The 14,936-nt window shown below is 64.1% G+C and carries 15 protein-coding genes; 2 read left to right on the top strand and 13 right to left on the bottom strand.

What is annotated here, in order from left to right:
• Positions 1–190: 190 nt before the first annotated feature.
• The 4 genes from NFH98_RS07320 to NFH98_RS07305 form a co-directional block, all read right to left on the bottom strand.
• Complete coding sequence (locus NFH98_RS07320) at positions 191–1,606, bottom strand: 4Fe-4S binding protein (protein WP_349622425.1); 1,416 nt, start codon at positions 1,604–1,606, stop codon at positions 191–193.
• 107 nt (positions 1,607–1,713) lie between these two features.
• The gene (locus NFH98_RS07315; protein WP_287164835.1) at positions 1,714–2,556 is read right to left on the bottom strand and encodes an FTR1 family iron permease; all 843 of its coding nucleotides are present in this window, start codon (positions 2,554–2,556) and stop codon (positions 1,714–1,716) included.
• On the bottom strand, positions 2,553–2,951 hold the full coding sequence (locus NFH98_RS07310) for a cupredoxin domain-containing protein (protein ID WP_231498632.1): 399 nt from the start codon (positions 2,949–2,951) through the stop codon (positions 2,553–2,555). The genes NFH98_RS07315 and NFH98_RS07310 overlap by 4 nt, the downstream gene beginning before the upstream one ends.
• 12 nt (positions 2,952–2,963) lie before the next feature.
• Entirely contained in the window at positions 2,964–3,509 is a 546-nt protein-coding gene (locus tag NFH98_RS07305) for an iron transporter (RefSeq protein WP_108447658.1), read from the bottom strand.
• Positions 3,510–3,732: 223 nt separating this feature from the next.
• Between NFH98_RS07305 and NFH98_RS07300 the strand changes: the two genes are divergently transcribed.
• Complete coding sequence (locus tag NFH98_RS07300; RefSeq protein WP_213228702.1) at positions 3,733–4,050, top strand: winged helix-turn-helix domain-containing protein; 318 nt, start codon at positions 3,733–3,735, stop codon at positions 4,048–4,050.
• Positions 4,051–4,100: 50 nt separating this feature from the next.
• Here the strand turns inward: NFH98_RS07300 and NFH98_RS07295 are convergent, their stop codons facing one another.
• Complete coding sequence (locus NFH98_RS07295) at positions 4,101–4,451, bottom strand: hypothetical protein (protein ID WP_349622424.1); 351 nt, start codon at positions 4,449–4,451, stop codon at positions 4,101–4,103.
• Between the two features lie 110 nt (positions 4,452–4,561).
• On the opposite strand from NFH98_RS07295, the gene NFH98_RS07290 reads away from it, so the two are divergent.
• Entirely contained in the window at positions 4,562–5,467 is a 906-nt protein-coding gene (locus NFH98_RS07290; RefSeq protein ID WP_349622423.1) for a cation diffusion facilitator family transporter, read from the top strand.
• Between the two features lie 11 nt (positions 5,468–5,478).
• Here the strand turns inward: NFH98_RS07290 and NFH98_RS07285 are convergent, their stop codons facing one another.
• From NFH98_RS07285 to NFH98_RS07250, 8 genes are all read right to left on the bottom strand, one after another.
• Entirely contained in the window at positions 5,479–6,018 is a 540-nt protein-coding gene (locus NFH98_RS07285) for a GNAT family N-acetyltransferase (protein ID WP_349622422.1), read from the bottom strand.
• An 85-nt stretch (positions 6,019–6,103) separates the two neighbouring features.
• The gene (locus tag NFH98_RS07280) at positions 6,104–6,889 is read right to left on the bottom strand and encodes a diguanylate cyclase (protein WP_108132640.1); all 786 of its coding nucleotides are present in this window, start codon (positions 6,887–6,889) and stop codon (positions 6,104–6,106) included.
• Positions 6,886–7,278 carry a biofilm regulation phosphoprotein SiaC gene (siaC, locus tag NFH98_RS07275; protein WP_349622421.1) on the bottom strand — a complete coding sequence of 131 codons (393 nt, stop codon included), beginning with the start codon at positions 7,276–7,278 and terminating at the stop codon, positions 6,886–6,888. Before siaC ends, NFH98_RS07280 begins: the two co-directional genes overlap by 4 nt.
• Positions 7,279–7,293: 15 nt before the next feature.
• A complete protein-coding gene (gene siaB / locus NFH98_RS07270) occupies positions 7,294–7,824 on the bottom strand; it encodes a biofilm regulation protein kinase SiaB (RefSeq protein ID WP_108132639.1) in 531 nt (176 codons plus the stop codon).
• Positions 7,812–9,881, bottom strand: a complete 2,070-nt coding sequence (siaA, locus tag NFH98_RS07265; protein ID WP_349622420.1) for a biofilm regulation protein phosphatase SiaA — start codon at positions 9,879–9,881, stop codon at positions 7,812–7,814. Before siaA ends, siaB begins: the two co-directional genes overlap by 13 nt.
• 260 nt (positions 9,882–10,141) lie before the next feature.
• Positions 10,142–11,953 carry an acyl-CoA dehydrogenase C-terminal domain-containing protein gene (locus NFH98_RS07260; protein WP_349622419.1) on the bottom strand — a complete coding sequence of 604 codons (1,812 nt, stop codon included), beginning with the start codon at positions 11,951–11,953 and terminating at the stop codon, positions 10,142–10,144.
• 121 nt (positions 11,954–12,074) lie between these two features.
• A complete protein-coding gene (locus NFH98_RS07255; RefSeq protein WP_349622418.1) occupies positions 12,075–12,836 on the bottom strand; it encodes an SDR family NAD(P)-dependent oxidoreductase in 762 nt (253 codons plus the stop codon).
• 106 nt (positions 12,837–12,942) lie between these two features.
• The gene (locus NFH98_RS07250) at positions 12,943–14,595 is read right to left on the bottom strand and encodes an AMP-binding protein (protein ID WP_213228712.1); all 1,653 of its coding nucleotides are present in this window, start codon (positions 14,593–14,595) and stop codon (positions 12,943–12,945) included.
• Between the last annotated feature and the right edge of the window lie 341 nt (positions 14,596–14,936).

The raw sequence follows: 14,936 nt of genomic DNA, 5'->3' as shown, positions 1-14,936 counted from the left end.
AACGCATAACTTTCACAGCAAACGCATAATTAGTGGGCAGGGGCGGCGCTGACTGGCTCTCTACCAGCCCGCCCGCCTATATCACCTCGGATGACGAGATGCGCCAGATCATCACCGCAATGAAAGCGCCGTTTCTTTCTGCATAGTCAGGGTCGGCGCTGGCTGGCTCTCTACCAGGCGCTACCACGCTCTACCAGCCCCAGAACAGCAGCCACCAGGCGCCGATCACCGGCGCCTGGGCGGCGAGCATGGGCAGCATGGCCAGAAGTCGACGCGGGCCACTGGCGTAGCGTCCGAGGATGCCCCATCCAAGCCCCGCGCTTGCCAGTACGCCAAGCCCCAGCAACAGCGCCCTGGCGTCATTGGCCCAGTGGATCAGCAGGCCATCGCCTCGCAGCAGGGTCAGGGTGGTCATCGACAGGCCCAGGAAGACGCCGACCGCGGCCAGGGGTATCAGGGCGTAGGATAGGTGCCACAGGCGCTGCCAGCGCCAGCGGCCAAGCAGACGGTTGGTCAGCGACAGCGACAGCGAGACAAGCCCCCCCAGCACCAGGGTAGTCACGCCGATATAGCCCAGCAGCAGGGCTCCATCGAGCAGGGTGAAGACGTCGTTGTGTTCGGGATAGTGGGTGAGCAGCCACCAGGGTGCGCTGGTTTCCAGCGGCCATCCCCAACCGTGCTGATAGAGCCAGACGGCCGCCTGCTGCTTGGCGGCAACAAACCAGGGGCTCGCCGACCAGTGGAATGCCCCCACCGCGATTCCCAGCAGGCCGAACACCACCAGCACGAACTCCCACAGGGTCGCGGGTCGCTGAGGCGGTGGCGACACCACCTCGATGCCGGGCGCCCTGAGCTCGAGATGGATAGCATCCTTGTAGCCTGAACAACGCGAGCACAGATGGCAGTCACTGGCGCTGTCCAGCTGCTTCAGCGGGATCAGCACCGGGCAGTCCGTAGCCCGGCTTCTTGACACCTCACGCCGGCGCTGGCGCCGTCCGTGTTCGGTCCATACCTCGGGGTCGGCGCGGTAGTGCAACGGCGCCAGCTTGGCCAACAGCGCAAAGACGCCGCTGACCGGACACAGATGGCGACACCAGACGCGCTTGCCCTTGCCGTAGACCAGACCGATCACGGCCGCCGCCAGGGTCGAGCCCCCCAGCACCAGCAGCGCGGCCTTGGGATACTGGTAGACGCTGACCAGCTGCCCATAGATCGTGGTCATGGCGAAGCCCACGAACGGCCAGCCACCCCAACGCATCCAGCGCGGTATCGCCCGGCCCATGCCGACACGGCTGGCGGCTTCCGTGATGGCACCCTCCGGACACATCATCCCGCACCATAGCCGCCCCGCCACCACCATGCTGACCATGACAAAGGGCCACCAGATACCCCAGAACACGAACTCGGCGAACACCGTGAGGTGATCGAGGATGCGTGCCTCATGGTTCGGCAGGGGCAACAAGGGCGGCACCAGCAGCAGCACGGCGTAGAACGCCACCACGGCCCACTGCAGTGTCAGAATCCAGCGCCGATGATGCTTCAGCCAGGCTCCCAGACGCGCCCAGCGTCGGGTCTTGCGGGCGCCTGGATGCCGATTCTCAGCCACGGTTGGCCGAGTCTCCTTGCCAGGCCCGCAGCGACGATCGCTGGCTTCTGGCATCACTGCTGGCGTCACTGTTGCCGTCCCTGTTGCCGTCACTGCCGCCGCCTCGTTCACGACACCGCTCCCTCGACGACGTTGTGCGACGGGCGCTGCCCGCCCACCCACCAGTAGACGAGGCCCCAATAGCACAGGTAGCCGAGCACCAGCGTCGAGGAAGGCCAGGCACGGTAACCGGCGATACTGGCCAATAGTCCGCCGACTCCCTGGCCATCATCCAGCCAGGCACTGGTGTCCCACAGCGGATCGATCCCGACCGGCAACCAGCCCAGATTCATCAGCCGCTCGAGCGCCGCTACCCACAGGCCCGCCGCCACCAGCAGCAGCAGGATCTCGCTGGCCCGGAAGAACCCGCGCCAGGCCAGTCGTCGCGAGGACCACTGCAGCATCACGAAGCAGGCAGCCGCCGTGACAAAGCCAAGACCTGCGGCCAGGGCGAAGGAGGTCAGTTGTCCGCCTCGCCACTGGGCCAGCCCCAGACCGTACAGAAACACCAGGGTCTCGGCGCCTTCGCGAGCCACCGCCAGGGCCACCAGGGTAGCGATGCCCCACAGCCGTGAGCGCGACAGACACAGCATGGCGTCACACTCCATGGAGCGTTTGAAGGAGGCGCCGCGACGGCGCATCCACGCCACCATCTGCACGATCAACGCGGCGGCCAGCGCCGACATGGCGGTCTGAAACAGGGTCTGGGCGTCACCGGTCAACCAGCGCCCTACTCCCATCAGCACAGCACCCAGCACCACCGCCAGGGCGATACCCGCCGCGACACCGCCCCACAGCCAATTCAAGGCATCGCGACGCCCCTCTCGGGCGAGCCAGGCGTAGACAAGGCCGACCACCAGGATGGCCTCCAGGCTCTCGCGCAGGACCACGATAAAGGCCGCTTCGTTCATGGGTGAGCCTCCTCGGAGGCTTCCCGAGCGATGATCACGCCCTGGGCATCGGGCAGGTGAAACTCGTCGAAGTAGTCGTAGCGCCCCGGCTTCAGCGGGTGGACCACGACGAAGGAGTGAACGCCGGGGCCCATCACCTTTTCCTGGCGAAGCCGGCGACTCTCGAATTCCACCGGCGTACTTCCGGCATTATGCAGTTCGATCTTGAACCGCTGCCCGGCGACGACCTCGAGTTCGACGGGATCAAGCCTGCCGTCAACAAGGGTCAACCGGTAGGTAGGCAGCGCTCCGGCCTCTGCCTGACCAGAGGTGGCGCACAGTGTCATCAGCGACAGCGCGACCAACGGCGCCGTGATCAGCGCGCCCGAGAGACGGGAACGACGTAGCAGCAACATGACCGCCTCCTCTCAGTAGCCGCCCTTCTTGCCCACGCCGGCGTAGACAAAGTCATACTCGACGTCGAAGGGCGCATACCAGGGTGCCACGCCGGTTTCCTTGTCGATATGACGCATCAGGTGCGGCGCTTCGATGTGGAAGCTCAGGTGATAGCGCCCCATGCCTTCGAGCGCCACATTGACACCATAGTGGGTGCCGTCGCTGGCGATCATCGGCATCAGGCTACCTTCGATCACACTGTCGCTGCCTTCCTTCTGCAACCGATAGTCAATGTGCAGAAAAGGAATCCAGGCGCCGGGAGGAAAACCGTTGTCGTTGTCCTCGAGGGCGTGAATATCCGCCTCGAGATGAATATCGGCCTCGGCAGCGGCCAGCTCACCGGCAGGCTCCATGACCACCGGCTGCAGGTAGACCGCGGCGACTTCCATGCCGTTGACCAGTTCGGGCTCGCCGATCGGATACTCCAGCGCCGAGGCACTGCTGGAAAAGACACCAAGACAGAGGGTGGTGGCCAGGGCGGCCAGGGCGGAGCGGTCAAAGATCGGCGATGCAGACATGCGAGAACCTCGGGATAGAAAATGGCGAGAACCGTTCGCGTTTCAAGAATCATTTCCATGACGAAGTTCATGAAGCACCGCCCGGTGTCGCCACACTCTAGCCTGTGCCGGCAGGCACGCCTGTGACGTGCATCAAAGTCTCGAACCTCTGTTGCACTGGCCGCGCTTTTACGTGACGCTGAACCATCGGTACCAAAGGCCCCTGACGAGATAGCGAAAGCCCATGACCAGCCTCAGCAAGACCCGCACCAGCTTCTATCGACGCCTCTACCTGGCCCATCTGGTGGCCACCGGCATCGATAGCGTGCCGGCCATCACCGCCGCCACCGGCATGCCGAGACGTACCGCTCAGGACACCCTCGCCGCCCTCGAGGAACTGGACATCCGCTGCCGCTTCGAGCATCAGCCAGGCAAGCCTCACAATATCGGCCACTATCGCATCGAGGACTGGGGGCCGATCGATCCCGACTGGCTGTCGCTTCACGCCGAGCGCCTGGGGCAGTTGCTGGGCTACCCCTCCCTCGCCAACGCGCACCCTTGATCTCAGCACCGCGCAGGCAGCGAGCGCCCATGGGTGGAGATCACGACGGCTCAGTCAACGGGGCGTGCATGCCCGAAGCTCTCTCGAAGTGCATCACTGGCACTGAGCGTCGATACCTCCAGCCCCAGCCTCTCCACCCATTCAAGCGTCGTCTCGACCCAGCCGTCCCGTGAGACCATGAGCCGGTCACCACAGCGGCGGCAACTCTCCACCAGCAAGCAATGCTCTCCGCGCCGTTCATCCGTGAGCTCGAGCCAGTCCGCCCCTTGCGTCAACTGCAGCGCTGTCTCCGGCCACCAGGCCAGCCTCAGGCGAGGATCGACGGCCTCGGGTTCACCGGCGACCAGCAGCGCAATGGCGCCGCAGCCACACTCTGCCCTGGCGTAGAGATTGTTGCTCATGGTGTTCTCCCTGTTGATCCACGCCCTGTGATAGCCGACGCGAACGCCCCGGCTGGTGCCAAACGACGCCAGCCCCTATAGTCGAGCTTTCCTCGACACTGCATCGGATCATGGATTCACGACTCGAACAACGGGCCCTGTCGCTCTCGATCATCACCACCCTGGGCGTCGCCCTGCTCGGGGTCAGTTTCGGCCTGCTGGCCGGCTCCCAGTCGATCCTCTTCGATGGCGTCTTTTCCACCATTGACGCCGCCATGTCGGGGCTTGCGCTGGCGGTATCGCGGCTGGTCGTGCGCGAGGCGACCTCACGCTTCCAGCATGGCTTCTGGCACTTCGAGCCGATGGTGGCGGCGCTCAACGGTGGCATTCTGCTGCTCTTGTGCTTCTACGCCTTTCTCAACGCGCTGCGGGAATTGCTGGGCGGCGGCCACGCCCTCGCCTTCGGCGCGGCCACCCTCTACGCCGCCGTGGTGCTGGTGATCTGCAGCACCATGGCGGTGTATCTCAAGAAGATCAATCGCAGGGCCAACTCCGAGTTTCTGCGAATCGATCAGAAGAACTGGCTGATGGCGGCGCTGATCACCGGCGCGCTGCTGGTGGCCTTCATGATCGCCCTGCTGCTGGAAGGTACCGCGCTCGACCACTGGACACCCTACGTCGATTCGGCGCTGCTGGTGGTGCTGACCCTGGTGTTCATGCCGGTGCCCATCAACATCATTCGGCGAGCCGCCAAGGACATCCTGCTGATGGCACCCAGCGCCATCGATCGTGAGGTGCACGCGGCGATGAAGGAGATCATGCAAAGAGAGGGTCTCAGCCACTACTACAGTCATGTGGCCAAGAGTGGCCGGGGCCACTTTATCGAGATTCATATCGTCACCGCGCCGAACTTCGCCGCCGGGCGCGGCATGGTAGAGATGGACGAGATCCGCGAGGAGATATCCTCACGACTGAGCATTCCCCCCGAGCGCCGCTGGTTTACCGTCGCTTTTACCGCCGAGGAACGCTGGGCCTGAAGGCGAGGCCGTCAGCCCGGCGCGGGGTCACCGGCAAGACGCGAATAGACCACATGGGACAGCGCCCGTCCGCCGACCCATTCGCACTCGCGCAGCACGCCTTCCTGCTGAAAGCCGAGTCGCTCGGGGATAGCGCGACTACGGCTGTTGCCTTCGGCACAACGAATCTCGAGTCGATGAAGCTCGAATTCGTCGAAACCCCATTCCACCAGGCTTGCCACGGACTGCGTCATCCGGCCCCCACCCTGGAAGTCGCTGCGCAGCCAATAGCCCAGCGACGCCCAGCGGTGACGCTCGACGATGCGGTTGAAGCCGACGACGCCGATCAGCGCGTCGTCCTCGAGCAAGACAAAGTGTCGAGCGCTGCCCAGACGCCGCTCAGCCATGGCAGCGGTGACGAAGACCTCGCAATCTCCCGGCTCGCGGGTGGCATCGACCCACGGCAGCCAGGGCCTCAACGACTGCCGGCTGGCGTCGATGGCGTGCCACAGAGCGTCACAGTGTTCCTTGCCGATCGACGCAAGCCACAGCCGCTCGGACACCCTCAGCATGCTGCCGGCACCTCCTGCCTGCCAGGTCCGGACCCGCGCAACCTCCAACGCCGACACACCATCTGATACTGAGTCAGAACGCCCGTCACTCGGCGGCCTCCCAGCGATCTCGGCCATTGCGCTTGGCCTGATACAACGCCTGGTCGGCGCGATTCATGGTCTGCTCGTAGGTCTCGTCATGACGGTGCTCCGCCGCACCGATGCTGACGGTCAGCGTCAGGGAGTCGTCGCTCACCACCTGGGTGGTACGCAGCTTGGCCTGGAGCCGCTCGAACAGGGGTTCAGCCGCCCACAGCGAAGCGCCGGGCAAGGCGATCAGAAACTCTTCGCCCCCCCAGCGACCGACGATATCGCCACCACGCAGGGTGTCGTCGAGGACCTTGGCCACTACCAGCAGCGCCTGATCGCCGACATCATGCCCATGCTCGTCGTTGAAGCGCTTGAAGTGGTCGATGTCCACCATCGCCAGGGTAAAAGGGCGTTGCTGTCGGCTGGAGGCGGCCATCAGTCGACGCAGCTCGGTGTGCAGGCCACGACGATTGGGGATCTTGGTCAATGGATCGAGCATGACCTCGCTTTCCAGCGTCTGCTTGCGCTCGAACAGCAGCTCCTGATAACCATCGGCGATGCGTGACAGCTTGTGCTGGCGACGCTGCTGTCGCTCCAGCCGGCGTTCGGCGGTGGACAGGTCGCTCTTGACGTTGCGCTGAAAGCCATCGGAAATGGAAGCCATGCGGTCCAGCCGCTCAAGCTGCTCGGTATGCCGCCGGTAGAGCGCTTCGAGCGGTGCCTTCAGTGGATTGTCCTGATGCTCGGACGAGGCCAGCAGTGCCTCGATGTCCCGCAGCAGCTGACGATCCCTTTCGGTCATGAACTGGTATCCTCGACGGGGATGATCGCAAACGGAAAACTGCAGTCTTCCTTGAACTCCTCGGCCAGCTCGGCGATGCGTTCGTTTCTGACATCGTAGCGCCAATCCACGCTGCAGGCCTTGCCTTCCAGGTGAGCCTCCTCCATCAGGTCGAAGATGTCCATCATCGCCTTGACCGAGCTGGTGTTGAGGTAGACCAGTTCCAGGCACACTTCGAGGGGGCTCTCGCCGTCTCGCAGGTAGTGATCTACCCAGTTCAGCACGCCACTGTAGAGCTCGAAGGTGTTTTCGGGATAGGAATCGCCACGCATGGTCAGCGTTCCGGCGTCCCAGTCAGAACGAATGTCAGGGGTCGACTGGGTCCCGTCAATCGCAATGTCGTTGATCATTTTCTCGACTTTCCGTCAGATAGTGGCGGTGATGCAGAAAAAGCTCTGTTGATCGGAGAGCGGCGTCAGGTTCGACTGAAGCGGCTGGCAGGACTTTCGCGCCATGTCGATCAATCCCAGCCCTGCTCCCCGGGAGCCGTCTTCCCGCGGCTTTCTGAGTTGCTGCTTGTAGCATCGCTTGAGCTCGACCGCGTCCATCTCGCCGAGTTCCTCGACGGTCGCCATCAGACGCTGGCCATCGGCATGCTCGACCACGTTGCCCGCCGACACCAGATAGTGACCCTGCTCGCCCCGCGCCACCGCAACGGTGGCGGTGGCGCGCTGTTCGTCATAGCCCATGGCGGTGGCGTAATGGCTGATGTTCTGGGTCATTTCGATGTAGGTCGAGAACACGTCCATCGCCGCCGATGGTGCCGCAGATTCGCTGTTGAGGTAGTTGCGAATGGCCTTGCCGATCTCTTCGATCAGGCTATGGGAAATCGGGCCATTGAAGCTTAGCAGCACGCGCTGTTTCTCGAATTGGTCGCGCAGCGTCAAGAGGTCCATGGAATTTCCTCATCGTGACCGTGGTGAATATTGGACGTCGCGGACGCGGTGCCGTCCTGCTCGTCCTCGACGGCCGGCTGGAAGCACAGCAGGGTGATATCGTCACGCTGGTGCGCCTCACCCTGGAAACGCGCAAGCGCATCCAGGAAGGCCGCAACCTGTGCCCTGGGATCGAGCCCGGCGTGCTCCAGCAGCATGGCCTCGAAACGCCGCCTGCCAAAGCCGAACCCGTGCTCGCCGCCCGCCTGATCCAGGAAGCCGTCACTGCACAGCGTACAGGACCAGCCAGGCACCAGTGCCAACGTTTGATTGGTGAACTCCCCACGACGCTTGAACGCCAGGGCGCGTCGACCACCGGCCAGTACCTCCAGGCGCTGGCCATCGGTGGCATAGAGATCCAGCTTGGCGCCGGAGAAGGTCAATTGCTGCTGGTCGGCGCCGACCCACACCAGCCCCGCATCCATGTGCGGCGTCACGCCGTGAGCCTCGCTGTCGGCCTCGAGCGTGCGGCGAATGCGCCGGTCCATCTCCTCGAGGATACCCGCCGGATTCTCGGGCCCCACCTGGTTGACCGAGTTGTCGAAGGCCGCACGGGCGAGCATGGTCATCAGGGCGCCGGGCACGCCGTGTCCCGCGCAGTCGATGACCCCCAGCAGATAGCCGCGGTCATGACCGAAGTCCCGAAACACGAAGATGTCGCCGCCGACCGTATCCTTGGGACTCCACAGCACGCCGTGCCTTAGCCCGGCGCAGCGTTGCATGTCGCGGCTGGGCAGGATCGCCTGCTGCAATACCCGAGCGCAGTCGAGGGAATCATCGATCTGACGCTTGGCCTCGCTCATCTGCCGATTGGCCAGGGTGAGATCCATGGTGCGCTGACGGATGCGTTCCTCGAGCTCCTCGGTATGGGCCTGAACCTGATCGGCCATGCGCTGGAAATCCCGTGACAGATCGCCGATCTCGTCACCGCGGTCACTGTCGAGCCTGGTGTCATAACGGCCCTGGGCCAGCGCCTGGGCGGATTGACTGAGGCGACGCATCGGGTTGACGATCAGCCGCCGCAGGGCGATCACCACCACCAGCAGCACCACCCCGAGGCTGGCAACCAGGGCGAACATCAGCGGCCACAACCAACGCTTTTCCAGCAAGGTGGCGGCGTAGGGATCGACCGCCGACACCAACCACCAGTCGAGCTCCGGCATGTAGCTGACCGCCACCACTCGCTCCTCACCGGACCACTCGAGGGTGCGGGTCTCTACCTCTCCGCCGCTCTCTCGGGCCGATGCCAGCATCTCGGCGAGGGCCTCGGGATCCTCGACCGCCGCATCAAGCACGCCGCCGCCTTCATCGACCTGGCTCAAGTCGGTCGCCTGGAGCTCTCCGTCCTCTGCCATCGCCAGCACCCGACCCTCGCGGCCGAGCAGGAAGGAAGCCACACCCAACGGTTGATCGTCGAAGCTGCTGGCCAGTAGGCGGTTGAAATTGAGGCCGCCACCGACCATGCCAAGAGGCCCGTTCTCGCCGTCGACGCGAACATTGATCCACACCCGGGTGATGTCCAGCGCCGGACTATAGGCGACCTGAACCCGGGTAGGCGCCCCACTGTCCATCATGCGGAAGTACCAGCTGTCTTCACTGTCACTGCGTGACAGCTGGTTGCGGGGGGCACGGCTCGGACTCATCTTGCCGTCGTTGAAGTAGAACTGGCGGCTGTCGTGATGCACCACAAAGTAGTCGTCACCGTCGAACTGCTGGCGAAATCCCTCGGACTCGGCGAAGAAACGGGCCTTGAGTTCCTCGTTGTCGATATCCGAGAGCCAGTCGCGGGTGACCGTCAGATCGCCGAAGCGCCTGGCCAGGGCCAGTTCGGTGGACAGCGGCGTCAGCATGCGCTGGGTATGCAGTTGGCTGTACTGCTCGGCGAAGCGTTGTCCGAAGTGGCGCTCGACGTCCTGAAGCGCGTGGCTGCCGATCCACAGCACCGGCACCAGTGCGACCAGAAAGGACAACAACGGGATAAGTAACGACTTGACCCCCAATCCCAGGTGGCGGCTCATGATGCCTCCTTGGCGAGAATCGACAGATGGAGAGAGTCTTGCATCACCTTCACTATAAGAATATGCGTATCGGCGCATCATGCCATGAAACCCGTATGGCGGCTAATGAAGTGTCTCAGTCTTCTGCTCCGACAGACGCATCCCCCGGGCTCGCTTCGCCTCGATAAAAAAAGGGCGGCGAGCCAGGCTCGCCGCCCATCAACGATCAGTCACCCGATCGAGAGAGCTCAGCAAAACATCGTGTCGACAGGCAGTCCCGTCTACACCTCGAAACCAAGGCCGAAACTTTCCGCGTCCATCGCCATCAGGCCCTCGGCCCCTGCCTGCATCTGGGCGGCGTGGGTACGGGTGCGCGGCAACAGCCGTTCGAAGTAGAAGCGCGCGGTGTGGATCTTGGCCTGGTAGAAGCTGGCGTCGCTGGGCGAGTCCGCCAGCGCTTCCCGGGCGCACTTGACCGACCGGGCGAACAGATAGGCCAGGGTCACGTAGCCCGAATACATCAGGTAGTCCACCGAGGCTGCCCCCACCTCTTCACGATCGCTCATGGCCTTCATGCCGATGCCCATGGTCAGCTCGCCCCATTGGCTGTTGAGCTTGGCCAGCGGGCCAACAAAGGGCGCCATGGCCTCGTCGTCGGCGTTGGCCTGGCAGAACTTGTGGATCTCCTTTGTGAAGACCTTCAGGCTCTCGCCCTGGTTCATCAGCACCTTGCGTCCCAGCAGGTCCAGCGCCTGGATCCCTGTGGTGCCTTCGTACAGCCGTGTGATGCGTGCATCACGCACCATCTGCTCCATGCCCCATTCCTGGATAAAGCCGTGGCCGCCGAACACCTGTACCCCTTCGTTGGTGGCCTCGAAACCAAGCTCGGTCAGAAACGCCTTGACGACCGGGGTCAACAGGCCCAGCAGGGTCTCGGCCCGCTCGCGCTCCTCGCCGGCCGAACACTGCTCGACCACGTCCACCAACTGGGCGGTATACAGCACCAGCATCCGGCCGCCTTCGGCGATAGCCTTCTGGGTCAGCAGCATGCGCCGCACGTCCGGATGGACGATGATCGGGTCCGCGGCTTTTTCGGGTGCCTTGGGGCCCGACAACGCGCGCATCTGCAGTCGATCCCGGGCGTAGGCCAGGGCGTTCTGGAAGCTCGCCTCGGCGAGCCCCAGGCCCTGGATACCGACCCCGATACGCGCTGCGTTCATCATGGTGAACATGCACGCCAGCCCCTTGTTCGGCGCACCGATCAGGTAGCCGGTGGCGCCGTCGAAGTTCATCACGCAGGTAGCGTTACCGTGGATGCCCATCTTGTGTTCGAGGGAGCCGCACACCACGCCGTTGCGCTCCCCCGCTTCGCCCTGGCCATCAGGTAGAAATTTCGGCACCAGAAACAGCGAGATGCCCTTGGATCCCTCTGGTGCATCCGGCAGCTTGGCGAGCACCAGGTGAAGGATGTTGTCGGCCAGATCGTGCTCACCGGCAGAGATGAAGATCTTGGTCCCGCTGATGCTATAGCTGCCGTCATCCTGGGGCAGCGCGCGGGTCTTGATCAGCCCGAGGTCGGTACCGCAGTGGGGCTCCGTCAGGCACATGGTGCCGGTCCAGCTCCCCTCCACCAGCTTGGTCAGGTAGACGCGCTGCTGCTCTTTGGTGCCGTGGTGTCGCAGCGCGTCTGCCGCCCCGTGGGACAGACCCGGATACATGCCCCAGGCCAGGTTCGAGCCACAGATCATCTCCGACAGCAGCATCGACAGTGACGGCGGCAGCCCCTGGCCACCGTGCTCGGGCTCTGCGGCAAGGCTTGGCCAGCCACCCTCCACGTACTGTCGATAGGCCTCGCGAAAACCGCTCGGCGCCTTGACCTCGCCACCTTCGAGACGACAGCCCTCGCGATCGCCGCTCTGGTTGAGGGGCAGCAGCACCTCGCGGGCGAAGCGCGCGCCCTCCTCGAGGATCGCCGCCACCACGTCGGGCGAGACATCATCCCCGGCAGGAAGACGAGCATAATGGCTCGGGTAGTCGAACAGTTCGTCCATCACGAAGCGCATGTCGCGCAGCGGGGCCTGATAGTCGGGCATGGGGCACTCCTGGATTCGGTGGCTGCGCCTGCGATGGACCTCGCCAGGACGCACTTTCAAACATGTGTTTGAAAGTAGCGACGACCGCCCTCTAAGTCAAGCGTTCGTTTCAGGGCAGGATTCACTGCATGCGAATACCGCCATCAAGGCGAATGACTTCGCCATTGAGCATGCTGTTGGTGATGATCTGCTCTGCCAGGCGGGCAAATTCATCGGGCTTGCCCAGCCGCTTGGGGAAAGGCACCGCCTGGGACAGCGCAGCGACGGCATCCTCGGGGATGTCCGCCATCATCGGCGTCTCGAACACGCCCGGCGCGATCGCCATCACCCGGATGCCGTGACGCGACAGTTCCCTGGCGGCCGGCAGGCTCATACCTACCACCCCCGCCTTGGAGGCGCTGTAGGCGCACTGCCCCACCTGGCCATCGAAGGCGGCGACCGAGGCGGTATTGATGATGACCCCACGCTCACCGTCGTCTCCCGGCGGGTTCTGGCTCATGGCCGCCGCCGCCAGGCGCATGACGTTGAAGGTCCCGACCAGGTTGATCTGCACGGTGCGCGCATAGGCGTCGAGGTCGGCCGGGTTGCCGTGGCGATCCACCAGCTTGGCCACGCTGACCACACCGGCGCAGTGGATCACTCCGGCAAGGCTGCCACCGTGGGCCTGGGCCGCGTCGATCACCGCCTGGATGTCATCCGCCGAGGTGACATCGCCCTGCACGGCGATGGCAGCGTCGCCCAGACGACGGGCCTGGTCCTGCACGCCCTCGCTCAAGTCGCACAGCACGACTCGACCACCGGCGGCCACCAGGCGTTCGGCACAGGCGGAGCCAAGGCCGGAGCCGGCTCCGGTGATGACAAAGGTCGCGTTCTCGATACGCATGCGAATTCTCCTGATCAATCATGCAACAAGCCCCGAGCACTCGCTCGGGGCGTAAGGTAAAAACGTCTATCTGGATGCCTGGCCCGACACCATACCGACGGCTCGTTCAGGCCTTTTCGGCGGCATCGGCTCGCAGCTTGAAGCGCTGAATCTTGCCGCTCGGGGTCTTCGGCAACTCATCGACAAACTCGATCACCCGAGGGAAGGCGTGGGTCGACAGGCGCTCTCGCACCTGCTGACGAATTTCGTCGGCCAGGGCATCGCTGGCCTCGAAGCCGTCACGCAACACCACATAGGACTTGATGATCTCGCCGCGGATCTCGTCCGGCTGCCCCACTGCCGCAGATTCCGCCACCGCGGGGTGGGTCAGCACCGAGTTTTCGACGTCGGTGGGGCCGACCCGATACCCGGCGGTGGTGATGATGTCGTCGTCGCGCCCGGCGAACTGAAAGCTGCCGTCCTCGTTGCGCACCACCACGTCTCCGGTCAGGTAGTAGCCCTCGGCGAAGGGATGCTTCTCCTGCCAGGTATAGCCCGGGAAGAAGTGCGCCGGCGAGCGCTCGATATCCACCGCCAGCACGCCGGGCTCACCGGGGGGCAACTCCTGGTACTCGGCATCGAGGATCACCAGGCGGTAGCCGGGCATGGGTACGCCCATGCCGCCGATGTGCTTCGGGTGCTCGAGCCGATGGTGGTTGTTGCAGGTCATGCCGGTCTCGGTCTGGCCGTAGTGATCCATCACCGGACAGCCCAGCGCCGACTCCACCCAGCTCACCACTTCTGTATTGAGCGGCTCGCCCGCTGAACTCGCCGCGCGCAGCGACAGCGTCTCATGGGCATTGTCGAACAGACCCGAGGCCTTCATCAGTCGATAGGCGGTGGGCGCCGCAGCAAAATTGGTGATGTCATGGCGCTGCATGAAGGCAAGCGCTCCCTCGGCGCTGAACCCCGCCTCGCAGAAGTGGGTGGTGACGCCCAGCAGCAGCGGCCCGGCGATGGCGTAGTAGAGGCCATAGGCCCAGCCTGGATCGGCCATGTTCCAGAAGCGATCTTCGGGGCGCAGGTCGACGGCCAGCTCCATGTACAGCGCAAAGGCCGGCATGGCCGACAGCGGTACCGCCACCCCCTTGGGCTTGCCGACGGTGCCGGAGGTAAACATCTGCAGAAAGGGGGCGTCCGGCGACAGCCGCGGCGGCGAGTCCTGAAGCGCTTCGCTGGCCAGCGCCTCATCCCAGGACAGGTCCTGCGGGTGCGCCTCGCTGGCCCCACCCAGCGCCAGCACCGGGGGACAGCTTTCCAGGCCGTCGAACTTGTGACGATTGGCCGCGTCGGTGATGACCAGGCGGGTGTCGGCGCGTCCCAGGCGGTAGTCCACCGCATCCGGCCCGAAGGCGGTAAACAGCGGCTGGTACACCGCCCCCAGACGCCAGGTCGCCACCACGGCGACCAGCAGTTGCGGCGAACGCGGCAGCATGCAGGCGATACGGTCACCGACACCCAGCCCCCGAGCCGCCATCCAGCCCGCCAGACGCGCGCTTTGCTGGTCGAGCTCACGATAGGTCAACCGGCTCACCTGACCGGCGGTGTCCTCATGCACCAGCGCCAGGACGTCGCCCCTGCCCTGCCCTAGATGTCGACCACAGCAGGCATGATAGGCGTTGAGATATCCATCCTGGTGGTCGTCCAGACGATCGATCACCTGCTGGATGTCGAAGGTCTCGCGATAGCTCTCGGCATCGACGGGCGTGACGTGGCTCATGACGGGCCTCTTGCGTTGTGATTGTTGATGAAGCTCTCCAGGGTGACCCCGGCAGCAATATTCCGTTGACGTAAGCGTCAACCTAGCAAGCGCTAGGGTTGAAGCTAGAGGCTTCAACGTCATGACACAAGCAAGAGTGCGCTAGACCATCGTCTAGGAATACCTCGAAGTACCGCACCGACCGAGCACGACGGACGTGCCCGCGCACTCGGCGAAAGAATGAACCTCATCGAGGCAACGACAACGCGGGAATGGGAAAAGGAGAACAGGAGCAAAAGAGAAAAGAGAAAAGAGAAAAGAGAAAGAGAAAAGACGAGCAGAAACGACTACCAGGCACACGG

Origin of the sequence: Halomonas sp. H33-56, from assembly GCF_040147035.1 — a bacterium.
Taxonomy (GTDB): Bacteria; Pseudomonadota; Gammaproteobacteria; order Pseudomonadales; family Halomonadaceae; genus Halomonas; species Halomonas litopenaei.
Note: the sequence above shows the minus strand (reverse complement) of the source record. Positions and strands in the feature narration are given on the sequence as shown.

Bases quoted from the DNA above. Each gene is read 5' to 3' on its own strand.
- NFH98_RS07315 (WP_287164835.1), bottom strand. From the start codon at position 2,556: ATGAACGAAGCGGCCTTTATCGTGGTCCTGCGCGAGAGCCTGGAGGCC.
- NFH98_RS07310 (WP_231498632.1), bottom strand. From the start codon at position 2,951: ATGTTGCTGCTACGTCGTTCCCGTCTCTCGGGCGCGCTGATCACGGCG.
- NFH98_RS07305 (WP_108447658.1), bottom strand. From the start codon at position 3,509: ATGTCTGCATCGCCGATCTTTGACCGCTCCGCCCTGGCCGCCCTGGCC.
- NFH98_RS07300 (WP_213228702.1), top strand. From the start codon at position 3,733: ATGACCAGCCTCAGCAAGACCCGCACCAGCTTCTATCGACGCCTCTAC.
- NFH98_RS07295 (WP_349622424.1), bottom strand. From the start codon at position 4,451: ATGAGCAACAATCTCTACGCCAGGGCAGAGTGTGGCTGCGGCGCCATT.
- NFH98_RS07290 (WP_349622423.1), top strand. From the start codon at position 4,562: ATGGATTCACGACTCGAACAACGGGCCCTGTCGCTCTCGATCATCACC.
- NFH98_RS07285 (WP_349622422.1), bottom strand. From the start codon at position 6,018: ATGCTGAGGGTGTCCGAGCGGCTGTGGCTTGCGTCGATCGGCAAGGAA.
- NFH98_RS07280 (WP_108132640.1), bottom strand. From the start codon at position 6,889: ATGACCGAAAGGGATCGTCAGCTGCTGCGGGACATCGAGGCACTGCTG.
- siaC (WP_349622421.1), bottom strand. From the start codon at position 7,278: ATGATCAACGACATTGCGATTGACGGGACCCAGTCGACCCCTGACATT.
- siaB (WP_108132639.1), bottom strand. From the start codon at position 7,824: ATGGACCTCTTGACGCTGCGCGACCAATTCGAGAAACAGCGCGTGCTG.
- siaA (WP_349622420.1), bottom strand. From the start codon at position 9,881: ATGAGCCGCCACCTGGGATTGGGGGTCAAGTCGTTACTTATCCCGTTG.
- NFH98_RS07260 (WP_349622419.1), bottom strand. From the start codon at position 11,953: ATGCCCGACTATCAGGCCCCGCTGCGCGACATGCGCTTCGTGATGGAC.
- NFH98_RS07255 (WP_349622418.1), bottom strand. From the start codon at position 12,836: ATGCGTATCGAGAACGCGACCTTTGTCATCACCGGAGCCGGCTCCGGC.
- NFH98_RS07250 (WP_213228712.1), bottom strand. From the start codon at position 14,595: ATGAGCCACGTCACGCCCGTCGATGCCGAGAGCTATCGCGAGACCTTC.